This is a genomic window from Acinetobacter sp. BIGb0102 (assembly GCF_003815055.1).
Classification (GTDB): Bacteria; Pseudomonadota; Gammaproteobacteria; order Pseudomonadales; family Moraxellaceae; genus Acinetobacter; species Acinetobacter vivianii.
Window position 1 is genome coordinate 118,446 of record NZ_RKQE01000011.1, and the last position, 19,857, is coordinate 138,302.

Annotated in this window: 19 protein-coding genes; 12 read left to right on the forward strand and 7 right to left on the reverse strand. The window is 41.3% G+C overall.

What is annotated here, in order from left to right; all coding sequences use genetic code 11:
* Positions 1 to 60: 60 nt before the first annotated feature.
* The gene (cysS, locus tag EC846_RS06755) at positions 61 to 1,482 is read right to left on the reverse strand and encodes a cysteine--tRNA ligase (RefSeq protein WP_123774632.1); all 1,422 of its coding nucleotides are present in this window, start codon (positions 1,480 to 1,482) and stop codon (positions 61 to 63) included.
* A 260-nt stretch (positions 1,483 to 1,742) separates the two neighbouring features.
* Here cysS and EC846_RS06760 point away from each other — a divergent pair, with 260 nt between their 5' ends.
* The 12 genes from EC846_RS06760 (at position 1,743) to EC846_RS06815 (ending at position 13,775) form a co-directional block, all read left to right on the forward strand.
* Complete coding sequence (locus tag EC846_RS06760) at positions 1,743 to 2,390, forward strand: hypothetical protein (protein WP_123774633.1); 648 nt, start codon at positions 1,743 to 1,745, stop codon at positions 2,388 to 2,390.
* Between the two features lie 222 nt (positions 2,391 to 2,612).
* Entirely contained in the window at positions 2,613 to 3,590 is a 978-nt protein-coding gene (locus EC846_RS06765; protein ID WP_123774634.1) for a KpsF/GutQ family sugar-phosphate isomerase, read from the forward strand.
* 3 nt (positions 3,591 to 3,593) lie between these two features.
* Entirely contained in the window at positions 3,594 to 4,133 is a 540-nt protein-coding gene (locus tag EC846_RS06770; protein ID WP_004773617.1) for a KdsC family phosphatase, read from the forward strand.
* 39 nt (positions 4,134 to 4,172) lie between these two features.
* Entirely contained in the window at positions 4,173 to 4,721 is a 549-nt protein-coding gene (lptC, locus tag EC846_RS06775) for an LPS export ABC transporter periplasmic protein LptC (RefSeq protein ID WP_004773616.1), read from the forward strand.
* Positions 4,705 to 5,253 carry a lipopolysaccharide transport periplasmic protein LptA gene (lptA, locus tag EC846_RS06780; RefSeq protein WP_005258742.1) on the forward strand — a complete coding sequence of 183 codons (549 nt, stop codon included), beginning with the start codon at positions 4,705 to 4,707 and terminating at the stop codon, positions 5,251 to 5,253. The genes lptC and lptA overlap by 17 nt, the downstream gene beginning before the upstream one ends.
* Positions 5,253 to 5,999 (forward strand): LPS export ABC transporter ATP-binding protein, encoded by a 747-nt coding sequence (gene lptB / locus EC846_RS06785; protein ID WP_004773613.1) that lies wholly within the window; start codon positions 5,253 to 5,255, stop codon positions 5,997 to 5,999. The genes lptA and lptB overlap by 1 nt, the downstream gene beginning before the upstream one ends.
* Before the next feature lie 347 nt (positions 6,000 to 6,346).
* Positions 6,347 to 7,837: a TolC family protein gene (locus EC846_RS06790; protein WP_004773611.1), complete on the forward strand. Its 1,491-nt coding sequence runs from the start codon at positions 6,347 to 6,349 to the stop codon at positions 7,835 to 7,837.
* Entirely contained in the window at positions 7,837 to 9,960 is a 2,124-nt protein-coding gene (locus EC846_RS06795; RefSeq protein ID WP_032810841.1) for a type I secretion system permease/ATPase, read from the forward strand. The genes EC846_RS06790 and EC846_RS06795 overlap by 1 nt, the downstream gene beginning before the upstream one ends.
* A gap of 24 nt (positions 9,961 to 9,984) precedes the next feature.
* The gene (locus EC846_RS06800; protein WP_004773607.1) at positions 9,985 to 11,175 is read left to right on the forward strand and encodes an HlyD family type I secretion periplasmic adaptor subunit; all 1,191 of its coding nucleotides are present in this window, start codon (positions 9,985 to 9,987) and stop codon (positions 11,173 to 11,175) included.
* Between the two features lie 94 nt (positions 11,176 to 11,269).
* Positions 11,270 to 11,857: an IMPACT family protein gene (locus tag EC846_RS06805; protein ID WP_047428975.1), complete on the forward strand. Its 588-nt coding sequence runs from the start codon at positions 11,270 to 11,272 to the stop codon at positions 11,855 to 11,857.
* 77 nt (positions 11,858 to 11,934) lie between these two features.
* Complete coding sequence (locus EC846_RS06810; protein ID WP_123774635.1) at positions 11,935 to 12,549, forward strand: acyltransferase; 615 nt, start codon at positions 11,935 to 11,937, stop codon at positions 12,547 to 12,549.
* A gap of 383 nt (positions 12,550 to 12,932) precedes the next feature.
* Positions 12,933 to 13,775: a universal stress protein gene (locus tag EC846_RS06815; protein ID WP_004773602.1), complete on the forward strand. Its 843-nt coding sequence runs from the start codon at positions 12,933 to 12,935 to the stop codon at positions 13,773 to 13,775.
* Positions 13,776 to 13,894: 119 nt separating this feature from the next.
* Here the strand turns inward: EC846_RS06815 and EC846_RS06820 are convergent, their stop codons facing one another.
* The 6 genes from EC846_RS06820 to EC846_RS06840 form a co-directional block, all read right to left on the reverse strand.
* The gene (locus tag EC846_RS06820; RefSeq protein ID WP_004773601.1) at positions 13,895 to 14,563 is read right to left on the reverse strand and encodes an O-methyltransferase; all 669 of its coding nucleotides are present in this window, start codon (positions 14,561 to 14,563) and stop codon (positions 13,895 to 13,897) included.
* Positions 14,564 to 14,700: 137 nt separating this feature from the next.
* Positions 14,701 to 15,414 (reverse strand): D-Ala-D-Ala carboxypeptidase family metallohydrolase, encoded by a 714-nt coding sequence (locus tag EC846_RS06825; RefSeq protein WP_032874297.1) that lies wholly within the window; start codon positions 15,412 to 15,414, stop codon positions 14,701 to 14,703.
* Positions 15,415 to 15,540: 126 nt separating this feature from the next.
* On the reverse strand, positions 15,541 to 15,870 hold the full coding sequence (gene fdxA, locus EC846_RS06830; RefSeq protein ID WP_004652744.1) for a ferredoxin FdxA: 330 nt from the start codon (positions 15,868 to 15,870) through the stop codon (positions 15,541 to 15,543).
* Between the two features lie 168 nt (positions 15,871 to 16,038).
* Positions 16,039 to 16,206 carry a hypothetical protein gene (locus EC846_RS18280; RefSeq protein ID WP_004773598.1) on the reverse strand — a complete coding sequence of 56 codons (168 nt, stop codon included), beginning with the start codon at positions 16,204 to 16,206 and terminating at the stop codon, positions 16,039 to 16,041.
* A gap of 138 nt (positions 16,207 to 16,344) precedes the next feature.
* Positions 16,345 to 19,002 (reverse strand): DNA mismatch repair protein MutS, encoded by a 2,658-nt coding sequence (mutS, locus tag EC846_RS06835; RefSeq protein WP_004773597.1) that lies wholly within the window; start codon positions 19,000 to 19,002, stop codon positions 16,345 to 16,347.
* Between the two features lie 258 nt (positions 19,003 to 19,260).
* Positions 19,261 to 19,650, reverse strand: a complete 390-nt coding sequence (locus tag EC846_RS06840; RefSeq protein ID WP_123774636.1) for a cytochrome b562 — start codon at positions 19,648 to 19,650, stop codon at positions 19,261 to 19,263.
* Positions 19,651 to 19,857 lie beyond the last annotated feature (207 nt).

A 19,857-nucleotide genomic window follows, 5' to 3' on the forward strand; every position in this document is an offset into this window, starting at 1 on the left:
TAGGACGCATTATAGAGAGTTTCATTCAGCTGTCAACTCTCTGGCATGCTAAGTGTTGAATTAATCAGCACGTCTCCAGATTGTTCCTTGACGTGTATCTTCCAAAACCACACCCTGATCCAATAAAGATTGGCGAATACTGTCGGCTTTGGCAAAGTCTTTGGCTTTTTTCGCATCAACACGTTGCTGGATAAAATCTTCAATTTCAGCATCTGAAAGCGCTAGTGCTTCCTGTCCAATATCTGATTTGAGGAAGTCATCAACATCATGCTGAACCAAGCCAAGAATGTCAGTTAAATGGCGTAGGGTAGAGTAAAGAAGCGTGGCTTGTTCAACTTGTTCTTCTTTTACTGCACGGTTCAGTTCCTTATTGAGTTCAAACAGGACTGCCATTGCTTCTGCCGTATTGAAGTCGTCGCGCATAGCACTATTAAAACGCTCAATAAAGTGCTGCTCTAACGTCTCAGTGGTTTTTTGACCATAGACTTGCTGATAGGCTTTAAAAGAGTGGTAGAAACGGCTGAGTGCTGTTTTCGCTTCTTTTAATGCTACATCAGAGAAGTTGACTGGACTACGGTAGTGCGATGACACGATGAAGTAGCGAATCACTTCTGGATGGAATTTTTCCATCACATCACGGATGGTGAAGAAGTTGCCTAAAGATTTAGACATTTTCTCGCCATCGACGTTGATGAAGCCCACATGCATCCAGTAATTAACATATTGTTCGCCAGTCGATGCTTCACTTTGGGCGATTTCATTTTCATGGTGTGGGAACATCAGATCTGAACCACCACCATGAATATCGAAATGATTGCCTAAGCAGCAAGTCGACATTGCAGAACATTCAATATGCCAGCCTGGACGGCCATTGCCCCAAGGTGAAGCCCAAGCAGGTTCATTCTCTTTGGCATGTTTCCAAAGCACAAAGTCAAATGGATGTTTCTTTTCAACTTCAATATCAACACGTTCAGATGCACCCGCTTGCATGTCTTCCAGTTTACGACCAGATAGACGACCATATTTATCGAATTTACTGACTTCAAAATAAACATCGCCATTACTAGATGGATAAGCAGCGCCTTTATCAACCAAGGTGTTGATCATGCTTTGCATCTGATCAATATATTCAGTTGCTTTTGGCGCTTCGTCAGGTGCAGCACAGCCCAAGTTTGCTGCGTCTTCATTCATGGCATCAATAAAACGTGTAGTAAGTTGCTGAATGCTCTCACCATTTTCATTGGCACGTGCAATGATTTTGTCATCGATGTCGGTGATGTTACGGATATAGCGAACTTTCCAGCCCTGACTACGCAAGAAGCGAATGATGTAGTCAAATGCAACCATAACTCGAGCGTGCCCGATATGACAGTAATCATAAACAGTCATACCACACACATACATATCAATTTGGCCTTCTTTGCGTGGGACAAATTCAACTTTTTTACGTTGCTCAGAATTATATAGAACAAAAGGTTGCATAAGGGTTTTCAAACACTCTACAAAAATCGTTATTCATCATAACGTATGCACCATATTTCATAAAGTTATCAGTAGAAAAAAAGATGATGAGCCGGATGTAGAGGGGAGTGACTGAATTCTGTTTTAGAGCATAGTAAATCTCAATAGAGAATCATTTGTTGAATCAAGCTAAAAGCAAGGCATTGTATAGAAGAGAATTTATTTGAAAATGAATTTAATACGCGTCAAGATGTTTAGAAATTTCACTGGCTAAGAACGATATGTTTTCTACAGAGAATCCTTTTAAAAAAGTAGGTGTTGCACTTCTGGTCATCGGTGTTCTTGATATTATTTTGATGATTTATTGCATCATCAATCAAATTGGTTACTCATCCAGTTTTAATATATTCGCTGTGATTGTTGGTATTCTTCTTCTAAAGGGCAGTGTCAAGACAGCACATATAGCACGATGGTTGAGTGTATTCTTCTTTATCATGTTTATTGGGATTGTTATAGGTGCAAGCCTATTGATGCCTTTTGATCTATTAAAACTACAAATAAAACTGAATACGTGGTCTGCGATAGTTTTTTTCCTGTTCATGATGTTCTTTCTCTTCTTTATGATCTGGATTTATCGTCAGCTTTCCTCTCCCCATGCATTGAGACTATTAGCTCAAGCAGGCTATGCAACGGATAGACCTTTGTCAGCTTATCTCTCTGCAACTTTCCTATTTATGTTTATGATCGGAATGTTTATTTTCTTACAAGGTAGTGAGTCAGAGAAGAAAGCTAAGGAATTGGCTCAGCAACAACTTGGCTCTGGTTTTCAGTACTATGTTTCTAGTATTTCTTTTTCTGAAAATTCAGGGAAGGCAAATGTAGTTGCATATTCAGATAAGGAAATTCGGAATGTTCAGGTAAGCTGGTAATGAGTGTAAGATAAGATTTTGAATATGGATTTCTTGGCTTTAGGAGGTCATTTTTGATCGTTGAATAGAGCAAATCTTTTGAGTTATTTCTCTCCATTTTTCATGAAAACTTATACATTTAGAAACGTGCATAATTCACAGTTATGTTAGAATCGCCCTCATTCTTTTGATTAAAATCATCTGCCAATAGGTAGATAGAGTATTATTTTGAGTCAAGCTCATATGTCACAAGCCATAAATTTCCAGAAAAGCGCAATAGAAACTCTGCGTATTGAACAGCAAGCGATTGAAGTACTTGCAACACAAATTAATGAACATTTTGATCGTGCCTGTGAAATATTGCTGCAATGCCAAGGGCGTGTTGTGATTACCGGTATGGGGAAATCGGGTCATATCGGTCGTAAAATGGCGGCAACCTTCGCATCGACAGGTACACCTTCATTTTTTATGCACCCTGGTGAAGCGGGTCATGGCGATCTGGGCATGTTGGTGCGTGGCGATGTACTTATTGCGATTTCAAACTCGGGCAAGAGTGATGAAATCATGATGTTGATGCCACTGATCAAGCATTTAGGCGTGCCATTAATCACGATTAGCCGTGATGATAAAGGTCCAATGCCACAAAATGCAGATGTTGCATTAACACTGGGCGCAGCTGACGAAGCATGTCCTTTAGGCTTGGCACCAACATCAAGTACAACAGCTACGCTGGTTCTTGGTGATGCTCTAGCGGTTGCATTATTGGAAGCACGTGGCTTTACGGCAGATGATTTTGCGCGTTCACACCCAGCAGGTGCATTGGGTAAACGTTTACTGTTGCATGTGAAGCATCTCATGCATACAGGTACAGAATTACCGAAAGTACGTCCAGATACACCAATGAATAAGGTGTTATATGAAATTTCTGATAAGCGTCTTGGTTTAACCACGATTGTTGATGACAATGATACGTTATTGGGTATTTTCACCGATGGTGACTTACGTCGAATGATTGACCAGCAACAAGGTTTTGATGTCAATCTGGCAGTTTCTCAAGTGATGACCAAAAATCCGTTAACGATTTCTCAGGAAGCCCGTGCGGTGGAAGCATTAGAAAAAATGCATGAGAGAAAAATTAATCAGTTTGTTGTGGTGGATGACGCGAAAAAAGTGATTGGTGTGATCAGTATGCATGACCTTATTCAGGCGGGAGTAAATTAAGCCATGGCATCTTATGCTTTACAAGAACAAGCACGTCATTTACAGGCACTCGTGCTTGATGTGGATGGAATCTTAAGCGATGGCTTTGTTACATTAACCAACTCGGGTGATGAAATTAAATCATTTGATATCCGTGATGGTCTGGGCATGAAATTAGTCCAGCAAGCGGGTATGAAAGTGATTATTATCACGGGCCGAAAAAGTCATATCGTTGAAAAACGGATGTCAGATCTCGGTGTCGATCTGGTGTATCAAGGGCGTGAAGATAAGGGAACAGCCTTACGTGAAGCTTGTGCTCAACTTGGTTTATTGCCTGAAGACTGTATCTACATGGGTGATGACTGGCCAGATTTATCTGCATTTGCAATTGCTGGGATGAAAGTGACTGTTCCGAATGGTCATGAAGAAGTCCGCCGCCGTGCCAATCTGGTGACTCAGGCGATGGGCGGTCGCGGAGCTGTTCGAGAAGTCTGTGATATGTTGTTGATGGCAAAAGGTGTTTACCAAGAACTGCTTGAAAAATATCTTGCTGTACCACATTAATATAGTGTTGATTTGCTCAAAGGTTAGGTAACCCAGTTTATGGATACCAAAGTTTTATATGTTGTTGCTGTTGCAGTCGCTGCGGTGAGCGGTGGCTATTATTATTACAGTGGCAAGGCAAAAAAGCTGGATGTTGATTCAGCCAAGAATATGACTTATTCCGCACAGGGTGTTCACTTAACACAAACTGATGAGAAGGGTAATTTATATATTCGTGCTGAAGTGAAGCAGTTGCAGCAAAATATGCAACTTAAAACCTCTCAGCTGGATCAACTGAATGCAGTGATGTACAAACAGGGCAAAGCAGACGCAACCTTTTACGCAAAACAGGCAAATGGCTATGATGACAACACTAAAGTTGTCTTGCTTGGTAATGTTGTTGCGACGAAATTGTCCGATCAGGGTAAAATGGAGTTTCATACCGATGAGCTCACAGGTTACCCAAAAACAAGAGAACTCGAAACACAACATCAGGTCACGGTTCAATCGCCAACTGCTGAGTTTGTGAGTCAAGGTCTAAAGGCTAATATGAATAATGGTCAATATGAATTTTACAAAATTCGAGGAAAGTATGCGCCAAGCTCTTAATTCTAAATCTCGTCTAACTTTCCTTAAACAAGCCGGCTGTGTCGCTGTGGTTGCGTTATCTGCAAGCACGAGCTTTGCCTTGCCGTCAGACCGCAATCAACAGCTTTCTCTGGTTGCTGATCGTGCAACCTATAATGATAAATCGGGTGTAACGACTTATACTGGTAATGTCGTGATTGAGCAGGGCACCATGAAATTGCAAGCAGACTCACTGGTTGCAAACTTAAATAGCCGTAAAGAAATCCAAACCATTACGGCAAAGGGACGACCTGCGAAGTTCCAGCAACAAATGGATGCCAATAAAGGTCTGGCACGTGGTGAAGCTCAAAATATCGTATATAACGCAGATACTGGGATTATCACGCTAACAGGTAATGCCTACCTGTATCAGGATGGTTCAAGCATTCGTGGTAATAGCCTGAAATATAGTATGAATAAAGGTGATGTCGAGGCTCAAGGTTCTTCGAGCAATCGTGTACAAATCATTATTCCACCATCAAGCTCTAAAAGCTTCCCAGGGGCGCGTGATTAATGGAACAGGCAGTGCAACAACCACAGACTTTATGTATTAAGCATTTAGCTAAAAACTATAGTAAACGTTGGGTGGTAAAAGACGTTTCTTTTACTATGCAAAGTGGACAAATCGTTGGTCTGCTTGGCCCGAATGGTGCAGGGAAAACCACTAGCTTCTATATGGTTGTTGGTCTTGTTCGTATGGATAAAGGCGAGATTCATTTAGATGATCTCGATATGTCTGATCTTGCGATGCATGAACGTGCGCGTAAAGGGATTGGCTATTTACCCCAAGAAGCTTCGATTTTTAGAAAGTTAACGATTTCTGAAAATATTATGGCGATTTTAGAAACGCGTAAGGACTTGAACAAACAGCAGCGCCAGCAACGTTTGAATGAGTTATTAAGTGATTTTAAAATTACCCATATTAAAGATTCATTGGGTATGAGTGTTTCTGGTGGTGAACGCCGCCGTGCTGAGATTGCACGTGCTCTAGCTGCTGACCCGAAGTTTATGCTGCTGGATGAGCCTTTTGCTGGGGTTGACCCGATTTCGGTGGGTGATATTAAAGATATTATCCAGACGCTCAAAGATCGTGGTATTGGAGTACTTATTACCGATCATAACGTGCGTGAAACTTTAGCGATTTGTGAAAAAGCTTATATCGTCAGTGAAGGATCTGTGATTGCTGAGGGTACTCCACAAGAAATTCTGGATAATGAACAGGTGCGTAAAGTGTATTTAGGTGATGATTTCGTCGTTTAATACCGAATGCATTCTGTATTTGAAGAAAGAGCCGAAAGGTTCTTTTTTTATGGCAGTTTTTTAAGTGAAAATCCTGAATACCAACGCTTCTGCTAGGAAATATTGGGGATTTTGCTGTAATTTGCTGATAAATATTTATTTTATTTTTTTAATTAGTTTGGCATATTTTATAAAAATGAGAACTGTTTTACAAAAATAAACACTTATAAATGTGTGAAAACGTGTTTAGAACATAGTGTTTTATGTAAAAAAATGATTAAAATGAAAATGCTGAAATGATAACAATACGAAAAAATATGAACTTAAAGAAAGATATAAAAGTGAATAATGGATCATGGAAAAGAAGTATGGATTTTAAGTGGTTACTTTATGTAGCAACGCTATCTGTGCCAATGACACATGCAACAACACCAAGTGAACAATATCACACTTTAAAGAATAATCTGTCTCGGCTGTTTGTTCCGCAAAGTAGTGATGAATTTAAAGTTGCCCAGATGCAAAAACTGAGTAACTTCTCGGTCGATTCATCATTAGGCAGTGATTTGCCTGTTGTTGGATCAGGGCGTCCGCAAGAAACGGCAGTCGCAAATGCATTTTGGCAAAATCAACGTAAAGTATTGAAAGATGCAGTACAGGTTGCGGTACAACGTAATCCTGATATCTCTCAAGGAATCGCAGCATTGGCTTCACAAAATGCCAATATCGATGTTGCAAAATCGGGCTATTATCCACAGATTGGTGGTGGTGTCAGCACGGGAGACTTAGGTAAGAAAAGTACTCGCGGTCAGCAATTACTGACTTTAAGTGCAACCCAGATGCTTTATGATTTCGGCAAGGTTAAATCTGGCGTTAATGTAGAAAAGGCCAAGGTTGTGGTTGGGCAAGCCAATGTGCTGGTGAAAATTGATGATATTTCACTAGATGTTGCGCAAACAATTATCAATATTCAGCGTTATCAAACCCTTATTCAGATTGCAAATCAGCAGATCGCAGGGATCAGACGGATTCAGGAAATGGCGAATCTGCGAGCAAATGCCGGAATCAGTAGTCAGGCTGATCCGATCCAAGCGCAATCGTATTTACAATCAGCACAGTCAGCGATGATTGCCCAGCAATCTTTACTCAGTCAGTATCAGCAACATCTTTATACATTGCTTGGTTTTGATACCCGTAATGTGAAATGGGCGATTCCTGAAGATTTTGTAAAACAATCAGATCTATACGCAACTCCACAATTCAACACCATTCCGCAAATGATCGCTGCGCAGGCGGGTATTGAAGTTGCGCGTAATCAAAAATTACAGACACAAGTGAGTAATTATCCGACACTATCTGTAAAAGGAGAACTGAGTCAGGCTTTACACGGGCGCAACCCAGGTAATGATAAAGAGGGTGGCTTTGATAGTGCGATCATGCTCGAAGCCAGCAGCCAGTTCTACCAAGGGGGAGCAACTTCCTCAAGAACCAAGGCCGCGAGTTATGCTGAAGAGGCAGCAAGAGCACAGGTCAATGCGGTTTATCTAAAAGTGCTGGATCAGATCAGAACCAGCCGTGAACAAATTGAAAATAAACAACGTCAGATGCAGGTTTTGGCGGGACAACAAGCAACAACAATACGTACAAGAGAGCTTTATCAAGAACAATATAAGTTGGGAACACGAACTTTAGTCGATTTGTTAAATGCAGAACAAGCGATTCATAGTGCGAACTCAGAGGCTGAAACAGCACGTTATGATATTTACAGTAGCATTGCGCAATATATTGCTGCGACAGGACGTTCTCGTCAGGCCTATGACCTCAATAATTTAAATATACAAGGGTTTGAGGTACAACCATGATTACTACAAAAATAAATTATCAGCCCTGGTTACAAGCAATATTAACCATCGCCAAGCATTACCGAATTGAACCATCTGAAGAACGGATTCGCTTACAACTAGACTGGAATCAAAACCAGAATCTGGATGAGGTTCTAGTGCTGATTAGCCGCCAGATTGGCCTGAATTTACGCAAAGTTGCTTTCACCAATGAAGTGATTAACCCTTGGCGTTTACCTGTATTGGTCGAATTGGCTGATGGACAGGTGGGTGTTATCGATAAGGCTGATGGTACTGGTCATGTCAGTATTCAGTTGAGTGGTGATCAGGGGCTTTCGCAAAAATTTGCTGTGGGTGCGCTAAGACACATCATTAAAAATGTCTATGTACTGCGTCCTGAACAGTCGGTGCCTGATGCGCGTGTTGATGAATATATCAAACCTTATCAACCAAGCTGGTTCTGGTCGATCGCTCTGCAAGACTGGAAGCGTTATATCGACATTATGCTGGCATCGATGATTGCCAACATTCTGGCATTGGCGACCATTATTTTCTCGATGCAGGTGTATGATCGGGTCGTACCTTCACAATCCATTCCGACACTTTGGGTATTGGCAGCCGGTGTATTAATCGCTGCGATTTTCGAATTTGTACTGCGTCTTTCGCGTATTTACATTTCAGATATTATTGGAAAGCGTGCCGATTTAAGAGTGTCAGATCGTGTATTTGGTCATGCACTACGTATCAAAAATAGTGAACGTTCTAAATCTACTGGTACTTTTATTTCTCAAATTCGGGAGCTGGAAGGCGTACGTGAGCTGGTCACTTCGACCACAATGGGCGCGATTGCAGATTTACCTTTTTTCTTCTTATTCCTGATTATCTTTGCGCTGATTGGCGGAAATTTATTTTGGGTCATGCTACTTGTTGTGCCTTTAATGATTTTGCCTGCGATCTTGGCACAAAAGAAACTGGCTCAACTGGCCCAAGAAGGGATGCGCGAATCCTCAATCCGTAATGCGATTCTGGTCGAAGCCGTGCAAGGTATTGAAGATATCAAGCTATTACGTGCGGAGTCGCGTTTCCAGAACCAGTGGAACCACATGAATGAAGTGTCTGCTGATATTAGTATGCAACAACGTAAAATTGTTGGTGTGCTCACGGCATGGACACAAAAGATTCAGGGCCTGACCTATGCTGCAGTCATTCTGGTGGGCTGTTTTGCGGTGATGAAAGGTGATATGACCACGGGTGCATTGGTGGCATGTTCGATTTTGTCTTCTCGTATGCTGGCACCGATTTCGCAAATCACAGGGATTCTCGGACGTTTACAACAAGCCAAAGTGGCTAAAAAAGGTCTGGATGAGTTAATGAAAAAGCCTGTTGATCAGGCAGATCAGGCTCATCTGGTTCATAAAGAAGTGCTACACGGCGACTACGAGCTTAAAAAAGTTGTATTCCAATATTCCGAAGATGATCCACGTCCAAGTTTGTCTATCCCGCATTTGAAGATTCGTGCTGGTGAACGTATTGCCATTCTCGGGCGTAATGGTGCAGGCAAATCAACACTGCTCCAGATTTTATCTGCCATGCAATTTCCGAATGCAGGTTCGGTTCATTTAGATGATCTGGATATTAGCCTGATTGATCCGTCTGATGTACGCCGTGATATGGGCTTACTCAATCAGAATGCACATCTATTCTATGGCACGATCCGTGAAAACCTGACTTTGGGCGCACCACTGGCACGCGATGAAGACATTTTAAAAGCACTGAAAGTGACGGGTGCATTGAGCTTTGTGCATGAGAAGAAAGAAGGGCTCGATCATCTGGTTTTAGAAGGTGGCGTCGGTTTTTCTGGGGGGCAACGACAAGCTTTATTGTTAGCACGTCTCTTGATCCGTCAACCAAACATTCTGTTGCTTGATGAGCCAACGGCAGCCATTGATGATGTCGCCGAAAAGCAGCTTATTGACCATTTAAGAAACTGGTTGGGTTATCGAACTCTAGTGGTGGCGACTCATCGTCGTGCCGTTCTGGAATTGGTTGACCGGATTATTGTCATGAATGAAGGCAAGATCGTGATGGATGGGCCAGTGGAACAAGTCTTACAACAATCAGCAATAAAACAAAAAATAGTTTAATACTTAGAGAATAGAGGCAAATTTATGAGTGAAGAACAAAAAACGAGTAGCCGTCCGATGAATGTAACTTACAAGGAACCTAAGTTACCTCGTTCGACACTCGTTGTTTGGATGATTGGGATTGGTTTACTTGTACTCTTGATCTGGGCATGGTTGTTTAATTTAGAAGAAGTTTCTACGGGGACGGGTAAAGTTATTCCATCTTCAAAAGAGCAGATCATTCAGTCACTTGAGGGTGGTATTTTAACCAAGCTTGATGTGAATGAGGGTGATGTAGTGGAAAAGGGGCAGATTCTTGCTCAACTTGATCCGACACGTTTAGCTTCGAATGTAGGGGAGTCGCAGTCTTTACTGATTTCGGCACAGGCAACCGCAGCGCGTTTACGCGCGGAAGTGAATGGAACGCCACTGACTTTTCCTGAGGAAGTTAAGAAAAGTCCTAAGCTGGTTCAAGAGGAAACCGCACTTTATTATTCGCGTCGTGAGAATCTGGAGCAATCCATCGCAGGTTATGAACAGGCTGCCAAGCTAGTACGACAAGAGCTTGCCATGACTGAGCCATTAGTGGCAAAAGGTGCTGCAAGTGAAGTAGAAGTGTTGCGCTTAAAACGTGAAGCCAATGACTTGAATAATAAGATCAATGACACGCGTAACGAATATTATGTCAAAGCGCGAGAAGAGCTTTCCAAAGCCAATACTGATATCCAGACACAACAACAAGTGGTGAATGGACGTGCTGATAGCTTACAACGTGCGGTATTTAAAGCGCCAGTACGTGGTGTGGTCAAAGAAATTGATGTCACTACTTTAGGTGGGGTGATTCCGCAAAATGGTAAATTGATGACCATTGTACCGCTGGAAGATAAACTGTTGATTGAAGCTCGTATTTCTCCGCGAGATATTGCTTTTATTCGTCCGGGACAAGAGGCCTTGGTGAAGATTACGGCCTATGATTATTCGATTTACGGTGGTCTGGATGGGAAAGTAACTGTAATTTCTCCAGATACCATTCGTGATGAAGTGAAGCAGGATCAGTTCTATTATCGTGTTTATATCCGTACCGATTCGGATCGTCTCTATAACAAGGCGGGTAAGGCATTTAGTATTACCCCAGGTATGGTGGCGACAGTAGATATTCGTACAGGTCAAAAAACCATTATGGATTACCTGCTTAAACCGTTTAATAAAGCTAAAGAAGCATTACGCGAACGCTAAGTTGTGCTGATTGAGAAAACCTCGCTTCAGGCGAGGTTTTTTATTTGTCAGTTAAGCGGCTATAATCTGTTTTTCAGTTTTTATCTTGTTTTTTATGCCATTTACCATTGCCAGTACGGTAACTTTTGAAGAAGACATTAAAAAAAGTCGTTTCCAAGCGATTGCGGCTGTTGTTGAAAATGAACAGCAGGTTAAAGATTTTCTGGAGCAATACAAAGATACTTCAACCACGCATCAATGCTGGGCATGGAAAATTGGGCATCATGTCCGTTTTAATGATGATGGCGAACCTTCAGGCACGGCAGGTCGCCCCATTCTTGCGACCATTGAAGGTAATGAACTGACCAATGTTATTGTACTGGTCAATCGTTGGTATGGTGGTATTAAATTGGGTACGGGTGGTTTGGTACGTGCCTATGGCGGTTGCGCAGGTCAGTGCTTATTGTTAGCAGAAAAAATTGAACTGATTGAAAAGAAAGAAATCCAGTTTGCCTGTCTGTTCAATGAATGGGCCATTATGCAGTATGAGTTGATGCAGCAACAGATTGAGTATCAGGAAAGTTATACCGATACTGGCGTTACAGTTCAGGCTCGACTGCAAGTGCATCAAATTGAGCCTTTAAGACTTAAGCTGCAAGATGTGAGTAGAGGACGTGAGAAATTACATGTATGTGATGACTGAAATGTATCTGTCTTCTTCTCTTGCGAGGCGATGCCTCTCAGGACGTGAAGTGCTGAAGTTTATTGAGGAGCAAGAGGATGAATGATCCTTTACTGAAATATCGCGAGCAGCATAAGCAGCGCCTTAATTATATGCCTTGGTTATATTGGACACTCAAGCCAAAACATCGTGAATGGGCAGAAGCATGGCAAGCTGAATATCAGGCTTATTTAATGGACATGGAGACTGTGGAAATCGGCAAGAACTGTTTCATTTCTCCATTAGCACATATTTTTGCAGAACGTGGACGTAAGATTTCGATTGGAGATAATACTTTTATCGCAGCGGATTGTACCTTGCATGGCCCATTAGAAATCGGCAATGAAGTTGCGATTAACCATCACTGTATTCTAGATGGAGGACGTACAGGCATTAAACTACATGATCAGGTCAGAATCGCGGCTTATAGTCATTTATATGCCTTTGATCATGGTATGGAAATGGATCGTGCTATCTATCAGCAACCTGTTAGCTCTAAAGGAATCGTGGTAGGACGTGATGTCTGGCTCGGCGCGCATGTGGGGATTAAGGATGGTATTAAAATCGGAGATCATGCAGTTGTGGGCATGAACAGTATGGTAACCAAAGATGTAGACGATTATGCAATCGTGGCAGGGAATCCAGCAAAAATAATCCGTTATCGTAATGAGTAAAAGTGTAGGGTCTATTGAAATTTCACCCATGCATTGCGTTATTGGCTAAAACGACTCAAACAAGGCATGAAATGCAGGCAATGGCGACCCCCTTGTCAAATTTCATAACGAAGTTTGAGGAGATTTTAGCCATAACCCTGTGGGACAGGGACATTTTTTGCTGCCACTGCGTTACATTCAGCTCATTTAGAATGACTAAATTTCGCCAAATGTGCCTTGTGCCATCTAAAAAATGTCCACTGTCGCAAGCATCTTGAAATATCAACAGACCCTCTTAAAAAGCTTATGAGATTCGATACATAAATTTAACCTTCCTTGCTTTCATCTGTGATAAGTTAAAAATAAGTAGAAGACCTAAGGTATTACCTAAAGAGAGGCGAAAAATGAACCGTGTAATTGCATGTATTGATTCTTCACCCTGCATTGATGCTGTGGCTGAGGCGGCTGTGTGGGTGGCCAAACAGACACAAAGAGAATTGGTACTATTGCAAATTCTGGACTATTACCCAGCGAGTTATCATTTAGGTGAAATCAGCGGTGTGATTGGCTTTGAAAGTAATGCCATGCTGCTGAAAGAGCTGGCTGAGCTAGAACAAAAGCAAAGTGAGCTTGCACTGGATTATAGTAATAATTTGCTTAAACATATTTCTGAGCTTATCGAAAAACAGTATGGCTTAACCAGCACCAAGATTCAGGAAAAAGGTGATTTTCTTGAGCAAAGTTTTAATCTTCTCGATGAAAACGATATTGTGATTATTGGTCGGGTGGGTGAGCGTGCTGCCGAGAAAAACAAACCGATTGGTAGCAATGTTGAAAACTTCATTCGTGGTGCAAACTGTACTGTTATTACGGTAGGCGAGCATTTCCAGCCACCGAAACGTTTTATCTTTGCCTATGAATATTCACCAACCTGCCAGAAAATGCTGCAACGTATTGCAAAAAGTGACCTGTTGAAACTCTTGCAATGCCACTTGCTCTACGTTGGTGATCATCCTGAAATGCTGGCAGAACCAGAGAAGTACTTAACCGATGCAGGATTGGAAGTAGTATCCGTGTACCGTTATGGTGATGTTGCTCAAAATATTCTTGAATATCAAAGGGAACATGATATTCAGCTGATTGTATTAGGGGCATTTAGCCACAGTAAAATTCATCAGTTCTTCTTGGGTAGTATCACCACCACGATCTTCCGTAATGCCAATGTACCTTTGCTTGTCGCTAAGTGATTCATTTCTTTCCATATAGTTATCCGCAATTCCTGTGGATAACTGTATGGAAAAGCATTAGAGATAAATATAATTTGTTGATATTACACAACTAAATTAAATAGGTTGTTTTTTAATCTCTATTTTACGATGGCAATTGCAAAGCCATCATGGCCTTTTGATCCTACGGTTTGTAATGCTGTGCAAGATAACAGTTGAGGATGGTCTTTTAACGCCGTGAAAGCTTCACGAATCCCTTCAATACTTGGCTTCTTGTTATTTTCATCCAGAATATCTCCTGCACGAATCACATTATCCAGCACGATAATGGTACCTGAATGAGCAAGTTTTAAACTTAACTCAAAATATTCAGGATAACTTTGCTTATCCGCATCAATGAAAATGAAATCAAATGGCTCGCTGCCTTCTGCAATCAGCTGATTCATGATATCTGCACCACGACCTTTTTTTAGTTCGATGGTGGTTGGCATATTGGCAAAATCAATATTTTCCTGCGCAATGATCACATGGGTATCACGTCCTTCAACAGTGAGTAGATAACCATCTTCTGGCAGCGCTTTTGCAAGCCAAATGGTGCTGTAGGCGCCAAAAGTTCCTAGTTCCAATACACGTTTGCATTGGTTCATCTGGATCAGCATCTGCAAAAACATGCCTTGATTAGGCGCAACAGCCAAATGATTAGAAAAACCTTGAGTATCGGTATTGTCTAATGCATGTTGAAGTCTTGGGTCTGTGGGAATTAAATGTGAATTGATATAGTCATCAATGTCGGTCCACATCTGTTGCATAATCAAGTTTACCTATGAATCTGTTAGCTGCATTTTAAACGTTTATGATCAGAGTGCAATTTGATTGCTCAATTAATCCTGTGCAATGAAACAAAAAAGAGATCAATTTGATCTCTTTTCAAGTTGCCGAAGGATTTTTAGAAATTACACATCGAGCTATTGCGGGTCAGGTCAGGACCCCAAGTACGATAGCCTTGAGTATCAATATGAATCTGTCCAGAACTATATAAACCAACGCCTATATCCAGACTTTGTCCATGCTGTGCCCAGAACTGGCATAACTTGAATTTGGTCTGTTCGATAAAGGCATAATCTTGTGGCTGTGGGTATTCAGGGCCAATACGGAAATCAATGGCCGAGTTAAATAGATGTTTTGAAGAGCCTGCACCACCAGCACATTGGTTCAAAGGCAGATCTCGATAAACCGAGGTGACTTCAAAATCCGTTAAAACTTTTGCTGCGACCAGATATTTAAAGACGCGTAAGGTTGGCAGGGCATTTCCCCATAACTCACGATTAGGCACCATATATTCAGAACGGCCACATTTTTGCCAGTCTCGTGCAGTACGTAGCAACTCAAAACTTGGAACAATATGGGCAACATTATTACGGGCGAGATACTGCTCGTATTCGCGAACGCGTGCATAATTATCGCCTTGACCGAGCCATCGGCGATAGGAAGCAGGTTCGACTTTATTTGGAACAGGGCGGGTTAAAGTGACTTGTTCTTGAGGAATGTAAATTCTTTTACCTTGGTTTTGATTTACTTTTGTGGTTGAACTCGTACAACCTACCATCATCACAGGGATGGCAAATAATGATAATAGACCCTGTAATTTATTTCGAATCATAAAAAGCGCAGTTCATAATCGATAGGCGTATTATTTTAATGCAAAATGGCGTATGAATAATGAGGTAATTGCAAAGAAATGTGTGATTAAAGTATAAAAAAGACCAGTAAAACTGGCCTTTTTCAATTATTTTTCTAAATATTGCAGCTTGTCCGGCTTGCCATTCCACTCTTCACGGTCAGCAGGTTGCTCACCAATTTGAGTGATGTTATTGCCAGCCCATTTTTCAGACAATTCAGCATTGAGTTCGATAAAGACTTCTTGGCCTTCTGGTAACTCATCTTCCGAGAAAATTGCATTTGCTGGGCACTCTGGTTCACATAGTGCGCAGTCAATACATTCATCTGGATTGATCACAAGGAAGTTTGGACCTTCGTAGAAGCAGTCTACTGGACAAACTTCAACACAATCTTGATATTTACATTTAATACAATTTTCGGTGACAACAAAGGTCATGGCGGCAGCTACCTAAAAAATATGGTTTTCATTTTGCATAGCGTATTTTAGGCAAAAAATACCGATAGAAACAATTCCTTTTATTGATATTTATTATTCGTATCAATGAAATGGGCTTATTTATATGACTTTTGTTGATAATAAGTCTCAACTACAGCCGCAATTAGCTTATTTGTGCTTTTTCTTGAGACCACCACCATCTTGCTTATTCACCGTTGCCCAAGCAATACGTTCAGCATCTTCCTGAGAGCGACCTTGTTCCAGTTCACTTTCTTCAATATGCTTGGCTTGTCGTTTCTGTTTTGCTGTATATGCAGATTTATCGCCACGAGACATGGTATTTCCTCCACAGAATAATTTTCTAGGTTTAGGAATAACATGAACCTTAAAAAAGGTGGGTGAGCAATTGTTAGATTGCACAAGCGCTATGTAAATAAGCTCTACCTCAAAGGATAGAGCTTATTGATCGAAGGATTAATTCTCAAGTGTCTGACTGGTCTTGAATAAAGCTTTGAGTTGATAAAGCTGTTCAAGTGCCTGACGTGGCGTCAGGTCATCAACATCAATGTTTTGTAACAACTCTAATGCAGGTGATTTTGCTTCAACCTCAATGACTTTTTCAATGACCTGAGTTTCAATTTCATGCTCAACTGCACTGAATAAGTCATTCTGCACACTATTTGGTAAATGTTGATGCTGCTGCTTTTCCAGAATTTTCAAACGTTTTTGGGCTTCCTTAATCACACTTGCAGGAATACCTGCCAGTTTCGCAACCTGTAAACCGTGACTTTGGCTTGCGGGGCCATGCTGAACTTTATGTAGCAAAATCAAATTGCCATTTAGCTCTTGTGCGGTGACATGGTAATTATCAATACCAGCTTCGCTACCCAGTTCAGTCAGCTCAAAATAGTGGGTCGCAAAAAGACACAAACATTTTACGCGTTTGGTTAAATCAACCACACAGGCCCAAGCCAGAGAAAGACCATCATAGGTACTGGTTCCACGACCGACTTCATCCATCAGTACTAAGGACTGGCTGGTTGCGTGATGAAGGATTTGTGAGGTTTCAGTCATTTCAACCATAAAGGTTGATTTACCTGTCGATAAATCATCCGCAGAACCAATACGGGTAAAGATACGATCAATCGAACCTAGCTTTGCAGCTTTGGCAGGGACAAAGCTACCACAATAGGCAAGCAAACTAATAAGCGCCGTCTGACGCATAAAGGTTGATTTACCGCCCATGTTCGGGCCAGTAATAATTGCCATACGATGCTGTGGATCAAGGAAAGTATCATTCGGCGTAAATGGTGCTTTATTTAACGCTTCGACCACAGGATGACGGCCAGCCTGAATCTTGATACAGGTTTCAGCAGTAAATTCTGGTCTTGCCCAACTATTTAATCGCGCTTGATGGGCAAAGTTTGCCAATACATCGATATGCGCAATCGCTGCACTCATCATTTGTAAATGCGCAATATTTTGACGCAATTCATCTAACAACGATTCAAATAAAAGTTTTTCACGGGCGAGGGCACGAGATTCACTCGAAAGGACTTTATCTTCAAAGCCTTTCAGTTCTGGCGTGATATATCGTTCAGCATTTTTCAGGGTTTGGCGACGAATATAATCGGCAGGGGCCTGTTCAGCTTGTGCACGAGTGAGTTCGATATAATAGCCGCTGACGCGGTTATAACCGATTTTTAGGGTGTTGATTCCTGTACGCTCACGTTCTTTAATCTCTAAATCAATCAGGAACTGACCCGCATGATCACGAATTTTGCGTAATTCATCCAGTTCTTCGTCATAGCCTTCTGCAATTACATTGCCATCACGAAGAAGTACAGGTGGGTTTTCAACAATCGCGGCCATTAAGTGCTGATGTAAGCTTTTAAAGTCGCCCAGCTCTTGGTCAAGCTGTGTAAGTAATTTAGATTGCTGGGTTTTTAATACAGGCGCTAAGGCATGACGTAAGAACGGAATCTGTGCACAGGCATGACGGAGTTGTACCAGATCACGGGGGCGAGCACTGCCTAAAGCAACACGGCTGAGCACGCGTTCAATATCACCAATTTCTTTTAATACCAAACGAACAGGCGCTTCATGGAAACCTTTTAATAACTGTTCAGTCGCATCAAGACGTGCATCGAGAATGGCTGTGTCACGGATCGGTTGCATCAGCGTTCGGCTCAGCAAACGTCCGCCCATCGCCGTTTGGCAATCATTGATGAGTTGAAACAGAGAAGTACCATGCTCAAATAGAGGTTCAATGATCTCTAAGTTGCGGCGCGTGATTGGATCAAGTGCAATAAAGTCAGTACTTTGCTCAATCTGAATGGAACGGATATGAGGTAATGCCGTTTTTTGGGTTTCTTTAGCGTAATGAATCAGCGCAGCAGCGGCAGCTCTGGCAAGCGGTAATGGGTCTAAACCAAAGCCAGATAAGGTCGAAACTGAAAATTGGTCACATAACGTCTTTTGGGCATTATTTAAATTAAAGTCGACATTTGGGCGCTTGGTAATCGGGCAGTCCAGATTCTTTTTGATCTGCTCAATAATATTTTTATCAATCAGATCTTCATCAATCAGGATTTCGCTTGGCATTAGGCGTGCCAGTTCGATTGCCAGTTGCTCTGGCTTATAGTCTTGTTGCTGGACTTTGAAAATACCTGCACTTAGATCAAGCAAGGCCAAACCAATTTGATTTTGCTGAATGCAAAGCGCAACCAGATTTGAAGATTGATAACTGCCAAGCAGTGCATCATCCGTTAAAGTTCCAGGCGTCAAAATACGAACAACTTTACGCTCAACAGGCCCTTTTCCTGTAACTTCACCTACTTGCTCGCAGATGGCAACAGTACGTCCTGCTTTGACTAAACGCGCGAGATAACCTTCGGCTGCATGATAAGGCACGCCAGCCATTGGAATCGGTTGACCGCTGGCTTTACCACGATGGGTCAGTGTAATGCCGAGTAATTTGGCTGCTAAATGAGCATCTTCAAAAAAAAGCTCGTAAAAATCGCCCATACGATAGAACAGCAAAGCATGTTGATAGTCGGTTTTGACTTTAAGGTATTGCTGCATCATTGGTGTATGGTTGGATAAGTCAGCCATGATTTCAGCGCTGTTCATTCGTACTAAATCCTTGAAACTTAATATTTAGATAAATCTGATCTGGAGGATTAACGATGTTATCCATCCTCATAATTCTGTGCAAATCTGACTGAATTAGACAAAAAAGTATAGCTTTTTTATGTCACATTGAGTCAGTGGCATATGCGGTGCAGTTAAATTTGCACGTGGTTCATCTTAACAAATCCATAGAAATTCACAAAAAGGATTGCTTGGAGAAATGAAGAAATAAACAACAAAAGAAAATTACTTTACTCACTATTTCTGACGATATTTTTTATGGACGATTGTCATCAGTTTATTCATGTCTTTCGTAGCCTTTTTACCTTCCACGAATTTTCCAGCGATAAATAATTTTTTTATTTCATTTATTTCCGTGAGTAATTTACCCATGACATCCTGATATTCAATAACCTTTGGATCATTTTCCTGTAATTGATTTAAAGGAGCTGGCAAAAACTCCATCAGATCAAGTACGGCATTGTTCATCTTAAATAAAGAGTCTAATGCCTGATATTTATCTTTAGATGCTTGGAATTCTTTATAGTGAACTTCTAAATTTTGCACGGTATAGATTCTGTCGGAAGTTTCTGCAAGACAAGACGTACTTAGTATTATTGATAAAATGAATCCAATAAGAATTTTCATTTAATTTGCTCTTTATAAAATAACATGTCCAATAGAGGAGGCCCCTCCACATGGAAATTGAAGTATCCCAAAAATAATAACATCAACTTGCTGGACGCGATTAGCTTCGCCAAGCAGATTGTAGAGGGGATTTTTATTTACGTAAAATTTACGCTTTCAGGTTTTTTCAATATAGAGAATTTACGTCCCTCATTTCCATACTGATGT

Coding starts and splice junctions, on each gene's coding strand:
- cysS (WP_123774632.1), bottom strand. CDS start 1,482: ATGCAACCTTTTGTTCTATATAATTCTGAGCAACGTAAAAAAGTTGAA.
- EC846_RS06760 (WP_123774633.1), top strand. CDS start 1,743: ATGTTTTCTACAGAGAATCCTTTTAAAAAAGTAGGTGTTGCACTTCTG.
- EC846_RS06765 (WP_123774634.1), top strand. CDS start 2,613: ATGTCACAAGCCATAAATTTCCAGAAAAGCGCAATAGAAACTCTGCGT.
- EC846_RS06770 (WP_004773617.1), top strand. CDS start 3,594: ATGGCATCTTATGCTTTACAAGAACAAGCACGTCATTTACAGGCACTC.
- lptC (WP_004773616.1), top strand. CDS start 4,173: ATGGATACCAAAGTTTTATATGTTGTTGCTGTTGCAGTCGCTGCGGTG.
- lptA (WP_005258742.1), top strand. CDS start 4,705: ATGCGCCAAGCTCTTAATTCTAAATCTCGTCTAACTTTCCTTAAACAA.
- lptB (WP_004773613.1), top strand. CDS start 5,253: ATGGAACAGGCAGTGCAACAACCACAGACTTTATGTATTAAGCATTTA.
- EC846_RS06790 (WP_004773611.1), top strand. CDS start 6,347: ATGGATTTTAAGTGGTTACTTTATGTAGCAACGCTATCTGTGCCAATG.
- EC846_RS06800 (WP_004773607.1), top strand. CDS start 9,985: ATGAGTGAAGAACAAAAAACGAGTAGCCGTCCGATGAATGTAACTTAC.
- EC846_RS06805 (WP_047428975.1), top strand. CDS start 11,270: ATGCCATTTACCATTGCCAGTACGGTAACTTTTGAAGAAGACATTAAA.
- EC846_RS06810 (WP_123774635.1), top strand. CDS start 11,935: ATGAATGATCCTTTACTGAAATATCGCGAGCAGCATAAGCAGCGCCTT.
- EC846_RS06815 (WP_004773602.1), top strand. CDS start 12,933: ATGAACCGTGTAATTGCATGTATTGATTCTTCACCCTGCATTGATGCT.
- EC846_RS06820 (WP_004773601.1), bottom strand. CDS start 14,563: ATGCAACAGATGTGGACCGACATTGATGACTATATCAATTCACATTTA.
- EC846_RS06825 (WP_032874297.1), bottom strand. CDS start 15,414: ATGATTCGAAATAAATTACAGGGTCTATTATCATTATTTGCCATCCCT.
- fdxA (WP_004652744.1), bottom strand. CDS start 15,870: ATGACCTTTGTTGTCACCGAAAATTGTATTAAATGTAAATATCAAGAT.
- EC846_RS18280 (WP_004773598.1), bottom strand. CDS start 16,206: ATGTCTCGTGGCGATAAATCTGCATATACAGCAAAACAGAAACGACAA.
- mutS (WP_004773597.1), bottom strand. CDS start 19,002: ATGAACAGCGCTGAAATCATGGCTGACTTATCCAACCATACACCAATG.
- EC846_RS06840 (WP_123774636.1), bottom strand. CDS start 19,650: ATGAAAATTCTTATTGGATTCATTTTATCAATAATACTAAGTACGTCT.